The sequence below is a fragment of the Chryseobacterium luquanense genome, from assembly GCF_026460945.1.
GTDB classification, from domain to species: Bacteria; Bacteroidota; Bacteroidia; order Flavobacteriales; family Weeksellaceae; genus Chryseobacterium; species Chryseobacterium luquanense.
In genome coordinates this window covers 200,123-213,625 of record NZ_JAOVZV010000010.1, presented here as the reverse complement: position 1 = coordinate 213,625, position 13,503 = coordinate 200,123, and the positions used below count along the sequence as shown (strand labels likewise).

The 13,503-nt window shown below is 34.1% G+C and carries 12 protein-coding genes; 7 read left to right on the top strand and 5 right to left on the bottom strand.

Translation table 11 applies throughout. From position 1 onward, the window contains the following. Positions 1-68 precede the first annotated feature (68 nt). The 7 genes from OEA66_RS11185 to OEA66_RS11155 all read left to right on the top strand — a co-directional run bounded on the left by OEA66_RS11185 (position 69) and on the right by OEA66_RS11155 (position 7,635). Complete coding sequence (locus OEA66_RS11185; protein WP_267281447.1) at positions 69-1,256, top strand: homogentisate 1,2-dioxygenase; 1,188 nt, start codon at positions 69-71, stop codon at positions 1,254-1,256. A gap of 210 nt (positions 1,257-1,466) precedes the next feature. After that, positions 1,467-2,741 (top strand): acetyl-CoA hydrolase/transferase family protein, encoded by a 1,275-nt coding sequence (locus OEA66_RS11180; RefSeq protein WP_267281446.1) that lies wholly within the window; start codon positions 1,467-1,469, stop codon positions 2,739-2,741. Between the two features lie 225 nt (positions 2,742-2,966). Continuing rightward, the gene (gene hppD / locus OEA66_RS11175) at positions 2,967-4,097 is read left to right on the top strand and encodes a 4-hydroxyphenylpyruvate dioxygenase (RefSeq protein ID WP_267281445.1); all 1,131 of its coding nucleotides are present in this window, start codon (positions 2,967-2,969) and stop codon (positions 4,095-4,097) included. 253 nt (positions 4,098-4,350) lie between these two features. Continuing rightward, positions 4,351-4,830, top strand: coding sequence for a hypothetical protein (locus OEA66_RS11170; RefSeq protein ID WP_267281444.1), 480 nt, complete (start codon positions 4,351-4,353; stop codon positions 4,828-4,830). Between the two features lie 118 nt (positions 4,831-4,948). Continuing rightward, positions 4,949-6,196 (top strand): fumarylacetoacetase, encoded by a 1,248-nt coding sequence (gene fahA, locus OEA66_RS11165; protein ID WP_267281443.1) that lies wholly within the window; start codon positions 4,949-4,951, stop codon positions 6,194-6,196. A gap of 98 nt (positions 6,197-6,294) precedes the next feature. Next, positions 6,295-6,702: a GxxExxY protein gene (locus OEA66_RS11160; RefSeq protein WP_267281442.1), complete on the top strand. Its 408-nt coding sequence runs from the start codon at positions 6,295-6,297 to the stop codon at positions 6,700-6,702. 111 nt (positions 6,703-6,813) lie between these two features. After that, positions 6,814-7,635: a flavin reductase family protein gene (locus tag OEA66_RS11155; RefSeq protein ID WP_267281441.1), complete on the top strand. Its 822-nt coding sequence runs from the start codon at positions 6,814-6,816 to the stop codon at positions 7,633-7,635. Between the two features lie 43 nt (positions 7,636-7,678). On the opposite strand, the gene OEA66_RS11150 is transcribed toward OEA66_RS11155, so the two are convergent. From OEA66_RS11150 to OEA66_RS11130, 5 genes are all read right to left on the bottom strand, one after another. Then, entirely contained in the window at positions 7,679-8,527 is an 849-nt protein-coding gene (locus tag OEA66_RS11150) for an alpha/beta hydrolase family protein (protein ID WP_267281440.1), read from the bottom strand. Positions 8,528-8,677: 150 nt separating this feature from the next. Continuing rightward, complete coding sequence (locus OEA66_RS11145; RefSeq protein ID WP_267281439.1) at positions 8,678-9,736, bottom strand: diphosphomevalonate decarboxylase; 1,059 nt, start codon at positions 9,734-9,736, stop codon at positions 8,678-8,680. Between the two features lie 49 nt (positions 9,737-9,785). Then, positions 9,786-11,555, bottom strand: coding sequence for an AMP-dependent synthetase/ligase (locus OEA66_RS11140; RefSeq protein WP_267281438.1), 1,770 nt, complete (start codon positions 11,553-11,555; stop codon positions 9,786-9,788). After that, a complete protein-coding gene (locus tag OEA66_RS11135; protein WP_267281437.1) occupies positions 11,555-12,571 on the bottom strand; it encodes an NAD-dependent epimerase/dehydratase family protein in 1,017 nt (338 codons plus the stop codon). The genes OEA66_RS11140 and OEA66_RS11135 overlap by 1 nt, the downstream gene beginning before the upstream one ends. A 139-nt stretch (positions 12,572-12,710) precedes the next feature. Next, complete coding sequence (locus OEA66_RS11130) at positions 12,711-13,496, bottom strand: alpha/beta fold hydrolase (protein ID WP_267281436.1); 786 nt, start codon at positions 13,494-13,496, stop codon at positions 12,711-12,713. Positions 13,497-13,503: the final 7 nt, after the last annotated feature.

The following is a 13,503-nucleotide window of genomic DNA, read 5'->3' as shown; positions in this document are numbered from 1 at the left end:
ATAAAAATTTGTTTTTAATTTGAATTCATTAAAAAATATTAAATTTGAGAGTCAACATATAAAGTACAATGAGATATCATCATTCGGGAAATATTCCCCAAAAAAGACATACGATTTTTAAATCACCGGAAGATAGGTTCTATTATGAGCAACTATTTGGTACAGAAGGATTTCACGGCATTTCTTCTTTACTATATCATGTTCATCGACCGACGCAGATTAAATCAATTGGCGAAGCAAAAGACGTGACGCCCAAGATTGCGGTTGACAAAAACGTGACGCCGAGAATGTTTAAAGGGATGAATGTGACGCCTGAAGATGACTTTTTGGACAGCCGAAAGTTTCTTTTGGTAAACAATGATCTTAAAATGGGATTGGCAAAACCGAGAAAATCAATGGATTATTTCTATAAAAATGCCGAATGTGACGAACTTCTTTTTGTGCACGAAGGAAGCGGAACTTTAAAAACATTTGTAGGAAATCTTGAATTTTCTGTTGGCGATTATCTTATTATTCCGAGAGGTACAATTTATCAGGTAGAATTACAATCTGAAAACACCGTATTTTTTGTGGTGGAAAGTCATTCTCCAATTTACACTCCGAAGCGTTACAGAAATGAATTCGGGCAGCTTTTGGAACATTCTCCGTTCTGCGAAAGAGATATTATCGCACCCACTTTTGTCGAACCAAAAGATGAAAAGGGAGAGTTTTTAATTAAAGTAAAGAAAGAAAATCAGATCACCGATTTCATCTACGCAACACATCCGTTTGATGTTGTAGGCTGGGACGGTTATTTTTATCCTTATAAATTTAATATCAAAAACTTCGAACCGATTACCGGAAGAATTCACCAACCGCCACCAATTCACCAAACTTTTGAAGCACACAATTTTGTAGTTTGTTCGTTCTGCGCAAGAATGTATGATTATCATCCGTTGGCAATTCCTGCTCCGTACAATCACTCAAATATTGATTCTGATGAAGTCTTATTTTACACAGAAGGCGATTTTATGAGTAGAAATCATATTGACTTAATGGATTTCACCCTTCACCCAGGAGGAATTGTTCACGGACCACATCCTGGAGCGATGGAAAGAAGTATCGGTAAAAAATTCACTGAGGAATATGCGGTAATGGTCGACCCGTTCCGTCCTTTGAAAATCACTGAAGAAGCAATGAAAGTGGAAGATACGTCTTATAAAACTTCTTGGCTGGATAGTGAGGATCATAGTTTGGAGGACAGGTCACAGGAATAATTTTGCTTTTAGCAACTAGCTTCTGGCTTTTAGCTTTAAATTTTTTATAAAAGATATTGAGGATTGAATGTGAGAATTCAATCCTTTTCTTTTTTACATATTTGGTAAAACATGACAAATATCTCCAGTAAACAATTTAAACACTTAGACTAAATCTAAACAATAAGAGTTATCTTTAGAATATAAAAGTAAACTAAAAAAAAGTTCAATATGTATAACTACATCAGTGCAGAAGAAGCTATTTATACCATTAAAAGCGGGAACCGTGTGTTTTTTCATGGAAGCGCATGTACTCCGAACCATTTGATTGACGAATTAGCAAGACAATCTCACCGTCTGGATAATGTTGAGATGGTTTCGATTACTCAGCAAGGAAATGTGGAAATTGCAAAGCCTGAATACAAGGATAAATTTTTTGTCAATTCTCTCTTTGTTTCAACGCCGGTGCGTGATGCTGTGAATTCTGAACGTGGAGATTTTGTTCCGGTTTTTTTAAGTGAAATTCCTATTTTATTTAGGAAAAATATTTTGCCGCTGGATGTTGCTTTAATTACAGTTTCGCCTCCTGACAAACATGGTTTCTGTACATTGGGAACTTCAGTTGACGTTGCAAGAGCCGCTGTTGATACTGCTAAAATTATTGTAGCCGTTGTCAATCCTTTAATGCCGAGAACTCATGGCGACGGAATGCTTCATATCAGCAAAATTCATAAATTAGTCTGGAATGAAGAAGAACTTCCAACGGTAGATTACGGTGCAAAAGTAGGTCCGGATGAAATGCTGGTCGGGAAAAATGTAGCAGAATTAATTGATGATAAATCTACTTTGCAGATGGGTATCGGAACGATTCCTGATGCGGTTTTAAAGTGTTTAGGAAATCATAAAGACTTAGGCGTTCACACCGAAATGCTGAGTGACGGAGTAATTGATTTGATTCAAAATGATGTCATCAACAATAAATATAAAGGCTACAACGATAATAAAACAATCACGAGTTTCTGCTTCGGAACAAGAAAATTATACGATTATGTAGATGATAATACCGTTTTCTCTTTTGATGACGTAAGCAACGTTAACTTCCCGATCAACATTATGAGAAACAAAAAAATGGTCGCAATCAATTCAGCCATTGAAATTGATTTAACCGGACAGGTCTGCGCAGATTCTATCGGAACCATGCAGTACAGCGGTATTGGTGGACAGATGGACTTTATGAGAGGAGCCGCCTTAAGCGAAGACGGAAAACCCATTATTGCCATTACTTCAAGAACGAAAAGAGGCGTTTCCAGAATTGTCCCTTTCCTGAAACAAGGAGCGGGAGTTGTCACAACGAGAGGTCATATTCATTGGGTAGTTACGGAATACGGGAGTGTTTATTTATATGGGAAAAATCTTAGACAGCGAGCTCAGGAACTCATCAGCATTGCGCATCCTGATGATAGAGAGATGTTGGAGAGAGCAGCTTTTGAAAGGTTTAAGCATTAATTTTAAATAAATTTCACGCAGATTTTGCTGATTGATCAGATTTTAAATTTGTAAAATCTATATTAAAAATATTTTTAAAGCCATATATTTTGTATGGCTTTTCTGTTTGTAAAACAATCGCTAATTTTTTAGTAAAACTTTAACTAGCAGCCGTTTGTTTTCTATTTTAACAATATCACGAAATTTTGTAATTTGCAACTTAAATAAAAGTAAAAAATAGAAAATATGTCAACATTAACATTTGCCGAAAAAATTGCTCAGGCAGAGAACTTTTTGCCGATTAACGGTACAGATTATATCGAGTTTTATGTGGGTAACGCAAAGCAGGCGGCTCATTATTATAAGACAGCGTTCGGTTTTCAGTCGGTTGCCTATGCAGGTCCTGAAACAGGTGTGAGAGATCGTGCATCATACGTTCTTCAGCAGGGAAAAATCAGATTGATTCTGACTACAGGTTTAAAATCTGATTCTCCTGTAAGCGAGCATGTAAAAAAACACGGTGATGGTGTTAAAATTTTGGCACTTTGGGTAGATGATGCTTATTCAGCTTTCGAAGAAACAACTAAAAGAGGTGGAAAACCATATTTAGAGCCTACTACTTTAACAGACGAGTACGGTGAAGTGAGAATGTCCGGAATTTATACTTACGGAGAAACGGTTCACATGTTTATCGAAAGAAAAAATTATACAGGACCTTTCATGCCTGGCTATAAAAAATGGGAAAGCGATTATAAGCCTGAAGAAGCAGGATTATTGTATGTTGACCACTGTGTTGGAAACGTAGACTGGGACAGAATGATTCCAACTGTTGAATGGTACGAAAAAGTAATGGGCTTTGTAAATATCCTTTCTTTTGACGACAAGCAAATCAACACAGAATATTCTGCTTTGATGTCTAAAGTAATGTCAAACGGAAACGGTTTTGCAAAATTCCCAATCAACGAGCCTGCAGAAGGTAAAAAGAAATCTCAGGTTGAAGAATATCTTGATTTCTATGAAGGTGAAGGTGTTCAGCACATTGCAGTTGCTACAAAAGACATTATTCACACCGTTACAGAATTGAAAAAAAGAGGCGTAGAATTCCTTTCTGCTCCGCCGGAAGCTTATTACGAATTGGTTCCCGAAAGAGTGGGCCATATCGATGAAGATCTTAAAAAACTTCAGAGTTTAGGAATTCTAATTGACCATGACGAAGAAGGTTATTTACTTCAAATCTTTACAAAACCGGTAGAAGACCGTCCTACTTTATTTTTCGAAATCATTGAAAGACATGGTGCACAAAGTTTCGGAGCTGGTAATTTCAAAGCTTTATTTGAAGCTCTAGAAAGAGAACAGGAAAAAAGAGGAAATCTTTAATTTAAAATAAATTACGAGATAAAATTTGAATCTTTAAACCATTGGTAGAATTCATTAGTTAAAATTTTTCAAGAAAATATCTGAAAATTGATTGAGCGAAGTGCTTATTTTTAGATTTATATAAACCTTGAAAAACACCTAAACTAAAATATCTTAATGTCTAAAAATTAATTCATTTTATTTATCTAAAAATTAACAATATAGTTTTTGTCAGGACAAAAATCCTGACAAAACTTTTTATACACACAGGATTATGATTAAATTTTTCAGCGGGTTATTACTTATCGGAACCGTTTTTTTTGCCAACGCTCAATACGGAACATTGAATGCTATTCTTACCAAATTGGAAGAAAGAAAAGGTATCAATCAAAATTTGAGCAATGTAAATATTGATGATAAAAAATTTATTGTCTTAAAAGATTTTCAGGATCACACTGAAAGAAATTTTATCGTTATAAAAGGTAAAAAAGCAACTTATGTTGAAATCTTCGACGATAAAGCGACGGGCGAAAGTACTTCTAACGTATTTTCAGGAGACATTGTGAGAAGCAGAAAAAACATTATTTCGCTAAGAGCCGATATGCTTGAAAATAAAAAAGTTCCGATTCCTGTAACAAAAACACTTTTGCTGACAAGACTTGATGATATTTTATACCTCATCGATATCAACAGCAAAGACCGCTGGATTGATGAAGCATCTTTTTCAAAATTGAAATCTTCATCAAAAAAATAGCTTTGTTTAAGCAGAAGTATCACTGAAATTTTCACAGATAAACACTAATAATTTGTGAAAATTTGCGAGTTCAGTTGTAAAATTCGTGTCAAAAAAAATCAAATTAAAAATAAAAATTATGAAATCATTTGTAGAATATAATTCAAATTCAGACTTTTCCATTCATAATATTCCGTTTGGAGTAGCGGTTTTCAATAAAGAATTTATCGCTTGCTGTACAAGAATCGGGGATCAGATCATTGATTTGGCAACATTATATGATTTGGGATTTTTTGAAGGAATAAAAGGTCTTGAAGACAATGTTTTTGAAGCATACACTTTGAACGAATTTATAGAACTTGAAAAACCGGTTACGAATGCAGTTCGTTTAAAACTTCAGGAATTACTTTTGGAAGGATCTATCTTGTCTAAAGATGAAAAAACCATTGAAGAAGCGTTCTACGATCTGGATCAAGTGAAAATGATGATGCCTGTTCACATTCCGAATTACACCGACTTTTACAGCAGCATCGAGCACGCAACCAATGTTGGAAAAATGTTCAGAGATCCTGCAAATGCCTTACTTCCTAACTGGAAACATTTACCCGTAGGTTACCACGGCAGAGCCTCATCAATCGTAGTTTCGGGAACTGAGATTAACCGTCCAAAAGGTCAGACTAAACCTGCTGATGCAGATAAGCCAGTTTTCGGTCCATCAAAGCAATTGGATTTCGAACTGGAAATGGCTTTCATTCTGAATAAGAACACAGAAATGGGCGAAAGTATTTCTACCAAAGACGCTGAAGATGCGATTTTTGGGATGGTGATTTTCAACGATTGGTCGGCTAGAGATATTCAAGCTTGGGAATACGTTCCACTTGGACCATTTTTGGCAAAAAATTTCGGCTCATCAGTTTCTCCTTGGGTGGTAACTCTTGAGGCTTTAGAACCTTTTAAAACCGCTTCTCCTACACAAGATCCCGAAGTTTTAGATTATCTGAAATTTGAAGGCGATAAAAATTATGATATCAATCTTGAAGTGTATTTGCAACCTGAAAACGGTGAAGAAAACCTTATTTCTGAAAGCAATTACAAACATATGTACTGGAACATGACCCAACAATTGGCGCATCATACAGTAAATGGTTGTAACGTTGAAGCCGGAGATATGTATGCAAGTGGAACAATTTCAGGAAGTGACCCAAAATCTTTTGGTTCTATGCTTGAATTAACATGGAGAGGGCAAAACCCAATCACTTTAAGCAACGGACAGGAAAGAAAATTCATCGATGATAATGATACGGTAACGATGAAAGCCTGGGCTGAAAAAGATGGGGTGAGAGTAGGTTTCGGGGAAGTTTCTGGGAAAATTATTCCTGCTAAATAATGACTTAACCACAAAAGGCACAAAAGTTTTTTTAAAAGTTTAAATTTAAAGCTTTTTAAAGTTCAAATAAGTTGTACGTAAATTATTAAAGAATTGTGATGATAACGCAATCATACTTAACAGATTTGACCTATAAAATTAATGGAGCCTGTATTGAAGTTCACAAGATTTTAGGTGCTGGTTTGCTTGAAAATGTTTATCATAAATGTTTGGAGGAAGAATTCAGATTAAGAAACATTAATTTTAAATCTGAATTAAAAGTTCCTGTTATTTATAAAGGACAAGAAATTAGTTGTGACTTTTTTTGTGATTTTTTAATTGAAGAACAAATTATTCTAGAAATAAAATCTGTAACGGCAATCAATGAAATTCATCGTGCTCAAATCTTAAACTATATCAATTTAATGCAAAAACCCAAAGGCATTTTGGTCAATTTTAATGTGAAAAATTTATATCATCAAGGGCAGGAAACTTTTGTAAACAAACATTATGAGATGCTGTTATGATTACTGAAAATTTGGTATAGATGATTATTCACACCACCTTTTTTGAACTTTAATAATTTAAAAATTATAACTCATAAAAGCTTTTGTGACTTTTGTGGTAAAATATAAAACATGAAAACAGTAATCCCATCAGAAATAACTCCCGTACAACTGCAAACAATAATGCAAACAGCAGTTTCACCACGACCAATTGCATTGGCTTCAACGGTTGATAAAGACGGAAACAGCAATTTATCGCCGTTCAGTTTTTTCAATATGTTTAGTACGGTTCCTCCAATCTTGATTTTTTCGCCTTCTAGAAGAGTTCGGGACAATACGACGAAGCATACGTTGGAAAATGTTTTAGAAACTTCTGAAGTAGTAATCGGGACGGTGAATTTTCCAATCGTACAGCAGATTTCATTAGCTTCAACAGAATATGGAGACGGAGTCAACGAATTCATAAAAGCTGGTTTAACGATGAAAGATGCTGATTTGGTTAAGCCTAAATTAATTTCAGAATGCCCTGTCAATTTCGAATGTAAAGTTTGGGAAGTGAAATCCTTAGGGAATCAGGGAGGTGCAGGAAATTTGGTTATCTGCGAGGTTCAGAAAATTCATATCAGAGAAGAATATTTGGATGAACAGGGAAATTTAAATCAAGCAAAATTGGATATGGTTTCCCGTTTAGGTGGAAATTATTATTCAAGAAGCAATGAAAACAGTCTCTTTGAAGTTCCGAAACCTTTGGTGACAAAAGGAATTGGCTTTGACCAACTTCCAGATGCTGTAAAACTCAGTAAAGTCTTTACTGGAAATGATCTGGGAATGTTGGCGAATGTTGAAATTTTGCCTTCTGAAGATTGTCATGATGATGAAAATATCCATTTGGAAGCTCAGAAATTTTTGCTTGAAAGTAAAATTGATGAGGCTTGGAAACTGCTGATTAGATAAACCTAATTATATTAAGAAAGGAGTGATATTTTCACTCCTTTTATTATTCATTGACTATTTTTTCGGTAATAAATTCAATAGATTTCTTTATCACTTCATTCAAATCTTTTGGTAATTCTTTCCCTTCCCAAGGCTCTTTTGCTCCGAAAGTATGATTAGCGTTTTCTACAAAATACAATTCAGTATTCGGATTTAAAAGATGTAAATGTTCGGCATTTTTTACGCTTACAGACTCATCATTTGTCCCGTGAATTATCAAAACATGAGCTTTTGCCATTTCCATCGAGCGCTCTACATCAAAACGGTGATAATTGGTTTCAAAATCTTCAAAAAACTGATAGTAGTGCGGCATCTGCTGCTTCGTCCTTCCATTTTCCACAAAATAAACCCCTTCATTTTTCCAGTTTTCGAAAGCTTCATTTTTCGGAAATCTTTCTAATGAATCAACACTTGCCAAAGTAACCAAACCATTAATTCTGATGTCTTCACAGGTTTTAATAATCGAAATTCCCCCACCTCTACTATGCCCAACCAAAATTATTTTCTGATCATCAACTTTTTCATTTTTAGAAAAATAATCAATTACCACTTTTAAATCTGAAAGTTCTTTTGAGTAATTATTAGTTCCAAAAGATTCTAAATCTGCAAATTCATCTGGGTTTTCAACTGTTGTTCCGTTGTGCGAAAAATTAAATTTAACAAAGAAAAAACCTGCTTCGGCAAACTTTTCAGCCATTAAATTCCAAGCTCCCCAATCCTTGTAACCTTTGTAACCATGAACAAAAATGACTAACGGAAGTTTGTTTTCTGTTTCCAGGTAAAATGCATCGGCAAGAAAATCTTTCGTTTCAGAATTTGAAAGGATGATATTTTGATCTTTAATAATATTCATACTATGCTCCTATTTAATTACCAGTTTACAGTTCGATTTCTTCCCCAGGTTCCTACAGATGTACCTTTACTATAAGTTATATTCAGGCAGAGAACCAAGATAAAACCTATTAATAAACTAACGAGTAAAATTCTTTTTTTGTTTTTCATTTTAAAACTTCATTACATCCTTAACCACTCCATTTTTCTGAGTGTGCTGCAATAACTCAGCTTCAATAAATGATTTAATCTGCTCTTCAGAACCATTATTCGGGAACAACAAATGTACATTAGCTCCTGCATCCAAAGTAAAGAACAAAGGCAATTTGGTTTCTCTTCTGAAATCCCAAATCTTATTAATGACTTCCAAAGTTCCGGTTTTCATTAGAATAAAGGCTGGTTCGCTCATCATCATCATAGCGTGAAGCGTTAAAGCTTCGTGTTCTACCAACTTGATGAATTCTTCCATGTTTCCCGATTTAAGAATTTCTTTCATCGGAACAAAATTTTCTCTTGCCTCCTGAAATCTTCTTTCTGCATAAGGATTCGTATTCATCAAACCGTGACCAACTGTTGAAGAAACGCTTTTCACACCTTCATGAATCAGCAAAACCCAGTCATTAAAATCTTTAAAAACAGGATGAATTTCATCATCAGAATATTTTACGGCGAATAAATCTGAACTTCCTTCAACCTCATCAGATTTCCCCCAAACAACCAATCCGTTGTATAAGCTTCTACATGCACTTCCGCTTCCTAATCTCGCTAAAAACGAAGCCTTTCTTAATGATTCATCTTCTGAAGTCTTTCCTGAAAATTCTTTATCCAATGTCATCAGACATTTTGCAATCGCTCCAAATCCTGAAGCTGAACTTGCAATTCCTGAACTGTGAGGAAACGTATTTTCCGTTCTGATAATGTATTTACCTTTTAAAATCCAAGGTAAATATTTTTCGATATTTTTAAAATATTTTTCGATTTTTTCAGCAAATTTCACTTCTTCATTTCCTGACAGAAAAGTCTGAACAGAAAACGGTTCATTTGCCAAAAATTCCATTTCTGTATTGGTTTTACAGTGATTTAAAGTAAAACTGACACTAGGATTTGCAGGAATCTGATCTTTATATTTTCCCCAATATTTAATCAAAGCAATATTAGACGGACAGCTTTCTGAAACTGTCTTAGTTTGTACCGTAAAATTTTCTTTTCCTAAAAATTCGTCTGTTGTCATCGTTTAATTTCTAAACTTTTATTTTTTTAACCTAAATATTAACCTCAAATTAATACATCTTTTCAATAATATCCGAATACTTTTTTAGCACGATATTTCTCTTAATTTTCAAAGTAGGCGTGATTTCTCCGCTGCTGATTTCAAATTCTGCAGGCATTAAAGTAAACTTTTTCACTTTTTCAAAATCAGAAAGATGTTTTTGAAGTTCGTTAATTTTTTCTTTGTAGAAGTCAATAATCTCTTTCTTCTGAACTATATCTTCCCAATTGGTAAATGGAATATTTTTCTTTTTTAAATAATCGTTCAGAAATTCAAAATTCGGAACAATTAAAGCCGAAACAAACTGCTTTCCTTCAGCAATTAAAACAATCTGTTGGATGAAATTATTGTTTGTCAGAAGATTTTCTATCATCTGTGGTGCAATATATTTTCCGTTGGAAGTTTTCATTAAATCTTTGATTCTGTCGGTAATAAAAAGATTTCCTTTGTCATCAAATTTCCCCGCATCTCCGGTTTTAAACCAGCCATCCTGTGTAAAAACTTTTTCGGTTTCTTCAGGTCGCTTGTAATATCCTTTCATAATTCCGTTTCCTTTTGCCTGAATTTCGTCGTGCTCGCCAATTCGGATTTCTACTCCAGGTAAAGGCTTTCCACAACTTCCGTGTTCAAAATTTGTGGGTGGAAAAGCTGTTAAAGTTGCAGTCGTTTCTGTCAAACCGTAGCCAACTGTAACGTGAATGTCAATTGATTCGAAAAAATGTGTTACTTCCGGCGATAAAGATGCTCCACCACAAGGAATAAACCACAATCTTCCGCCTAATTTTTCTTTAATTTTGCTGAAAACCAATAAATCGGCAACCTTTTCTTTACATTTTAAACCCAAAGGAATCGTCTGGTCTTTTCTTTTAAATTCTGCGGTTTGATTTCCTATTTCTAAAGCCCAATTGAAGATTTTCTTTTTTAATGATGAACCTTCGTCTGCTTTTTCTAAAACTCCTGCATAAACTTTCTGCAAGAACCTTGGAACAACGCACATCATCGATGGTTTTACTTCTACCAAAGCTTTAGCAATATCTTTAGGATCTTCCAGGAAATAAACTCTTGCTCCACCATATAAACACAGCAAAGTCCAGCTTCTTTCGAAAACGTGGGTTAACGGTAAAAATGCCAGTGAAATCTCATCTTCAAAATTTTTAAACTTAAAAAATTCAAAGTGAGCATCGCAAAGTTTTACAAAATTTCCGTGCGGAAGTATGACTCCTTTTGGATTTCCGGTTGTTCCTGATGTGTAAATAATCGTTGCTGTATCGTCTTCATTTTTTTCTGAAAATTCAAATTTCGGTGACGATTTTGCAATAAAATCTTCCAAATAAAAACTGCTGAATTCTTTTTTAATCCAAACTGCTTTTTTAGAAATGATAATTGTTTTTAAACCTGTGCTTTCTTTTTTTAAGATTTCCAGACAAGAATCATATTGAGCCTGACTTCCTACCAAAACCGATTTTGCACCAGAATCATTCAAAATAAATTCTGCCTGTTCGGTATTATTTGTTGAATAAATCGGAACGGTAATCGCTCCAATCGACAATACAGCCAAATCAAAAATCATCCATTCTGCAGAATTATCGGCATAAATAGCGACTTTATCATTTAATTCAATTCCTAAATCTTTCAGTGCATTAGCTGTTTTAAAAATAACTTCACTGAACTTTTGCCAGCTTAGTTCTTTCCAACCGCCATCTTTTTTCTTAAAGCCAATTGCTGATTTTAAAGGGTGCTTTTCTACATTTTTTTTGATGATTGCCTCTGCAAGATTCATTACTTTTTATTCAGCTTTTTATCGTTAATATAATTATTGAGATGAAAGTCGATGCTTTCTGAAACGGGAGTAAATTTAAAATCTAATTTCTCTTTAATTTTTTGATTTGAAATCACATGTAAAGAAGAAACAGATTCAATATTCGATTTTGTCGCCATTTTGAGTTGAGGAATTATCCAACCAAAAAAAACATTGGCTATTCTTCCTATTTGCAGCGTAGATTTTGAAAGAATTTTGGCTTCTTTTAAACCTAATTTAGTTCTGATTTGTTTACCTAGATCAGCATATTTTTTGTTTTCGGAAACGATGATAAATCTTTCTCCAAACGCATTTTTTTCCATTAATTTAATAGAAATTCTGGCAACATCTCTCACATCGACATAACTTGTTCCGCCAGAAAATGTTAAACTATTTTTTTCAAAAGTCGGGAAAATATCGCCGCTACTTTTACCCCAGTTTCCTGTCCCAATAATCATTCCGGGATTGATAATAATTGTATTTAAACCTTCCGCTGAAGCTCTCCAAACTTCCATTTCAGAAAGATGCTTTGAAATAGAATAGGCAGAATGTTCGTCTTTTGGATTAAAATCTGAACTTTCATCAAGCTCGCCTTTGTCATTAAATAAATCTAAAACCGCAATTGAACTTACGTGAAGAAATTTTTCAACCGTAGAGTTTTCACAGGCAAAAAGAAGATTTTCTGTCGCCTTGATATTGGTGTGATTCATTTCTTTTTCATCTTTCGGATGAAAACTAACTTTTGCAGCACAGTGGTATACTTCTGTAACGTCTTTCAAAGCCAACTCAACAGCATGAATATCATCAAAATCTACATCAATCCATTCAATTTTATCGAAAAAATCATTGGGATTTTCTGTGAAATATTGATAAGAATGTTTTACTTCATTGATGTTGCTCGAAGGTCTTTTTGCAGCACGCACTTTTTTACCTTTTTTTAAAAGTTCGAGAACGATAATTCTGCCTAAAATTCCTGTTGCACCTGTTACGAAGACCATAGATTGAGATTGATTTTAATGGTTTTGCAAATTTGCATAAATATAACAGAAAAAGATGGATTTATTTTATCACAAAAGATATTTTTACCTAAATTTAAGCTGAAAATTAGATGACATTAAAGAACATATGAGACCTAAGCTATAATCCTAGAAATTCTTTTACAATAATTGCAAAATCAACCGGATTATCTGCCTGAACCCAATGTGCCGCATTTTTGATTTTCACAAATTGGGCTTTTGGAAATTGCTGTTTGATAGCAAACTCATCCTGTGGTAAAATATAATTTGATTTCTCACCTGAAATGAATAATGTTTCGCCTTCAAAAACTCCGAACTTAATAGCATTTGAGACAAACTGATTGTATTTTTCTGACAATGTTTTAAGATTAAATCTCCAGTTCAGTTTTTTGGAATCCCCATTTTCTTCCCAATACAAATTTTTAGCTAAAAACTGTATTATCGATTTTTCAGGAATGTATTGATTTAAAATTGTTTCTATTTCACCTCGTGATTTTACCTCATCAAAGTTTACCGTTTCCAAAGCTTTGATAATTCCTTGATGATGCGGCGGATATGCTTTGGGACCGATATCGACAACAGTTAGTTTATCAACTTTTTCAGGATAATTAATAGCGAACTGCATTACGGCTTTTCCACCTAAAGAATGTCCTAAAACATGAGCTTTTTCGATTCCGTAATGATTCATGTAATTGGCAATATCATTAGCTAAATCATCGTGAGACATATTTTCTGAATGAAAACTTCTTCCGTGATTTCGTAAATCAATTAAATGAACGGGTAAAAATTCTCCCAATTCTTTTCCAAAGCTTCCCCAGTTATCGAGCATTCCAAACAAGCCGTGAAATACTAAAAGCGGTGTAGACGATAAATTTTCGCCAAATATTTTTGAATGTAAGATTTCCATTTTTATT

Bases quoted from the DNA above. Each gene is read 5' to 3' on its own strand.
- OEA66_RS11185 (WP_267281447.1), top strand. From the start codon at position 69: ATGAGATATCATCATTCGGGAAATATTCCCCAAAAAAGACATACGATT.
- OEA66_RS11180 (WP_267281446.1), top strand. From the start codon at position 1,467: ATGTATAACTACATCAGTGCAGAAGAAGCTATTTATACCATTAAAAGC.
- hppD (WP_267281445.1), top strand. From the start codon at position 2,967: ATGTCAACATTAACATTTGCCGAAAAAATTGCTCAGGCAGAGAACTTT.
- OEA66_RS11170 (WP_267281444.1), top strand. From the start codon at position 4,351: ATGATTAAATTTTTCAGCGGGTTATTACTTATCGGAACCGTTTTTTTT.
- fahA (WP_267281443.1), top strand. From the start codon at position 4,949: ATGAAATCATTTGTAGAATATAATTCAAATTCAGACTTTTCCATTCAT.
- OEA66_RS11160 (WP_267281442.1), top strand. From the start codon at position 6,295: ATGATAACGCAATCATACTTAACAGATTTGACCTATAAAATTAATGGA.
- OEA66_RS11155 (WP_267281441.1), top strand. From the start codon at position 6,814: ATGAAAACAGTAATCCCATCAGAAATAACTCCCGTACAACTGCAAACA.
- OEA66_RS11150 (WP_267281440.1), bottom strand. From the start codon at position 8,527: ATGAATATTATTAAAGATCAAAATATCATCCTTTCAAATTCTGAAACG.
- OEA66_RS11145 (WP_267281439.1), bottom strand. From the start codon at position 9,736: ATGACAACAGACGAATTTTTAGGAAAAGAAAATTTTACGGTACAAACT.
- OEA66_RS11140 (WP_267281438.1), bottom strand. From the start codon at position 11,555: ATGAATCTTGCAGAGGCAATCATCAAAAAAAATGTAGAAAAGCACCCT.
- OEA66_RS11135 (WP_267281437.1), bottom strand. From the start codon at position 12,571: ATGGTCTTCGTAACAGGTGCAACAGGAATTTTAGGCAGAATTATCGTT.
- OEA66_RS11130 (WP_267281436.1), bottom strand. From the start codon at position 13,496: ATGGAAATCTTACATTCAAAAATATTTGGCGAAAATTTATCGTCTACA.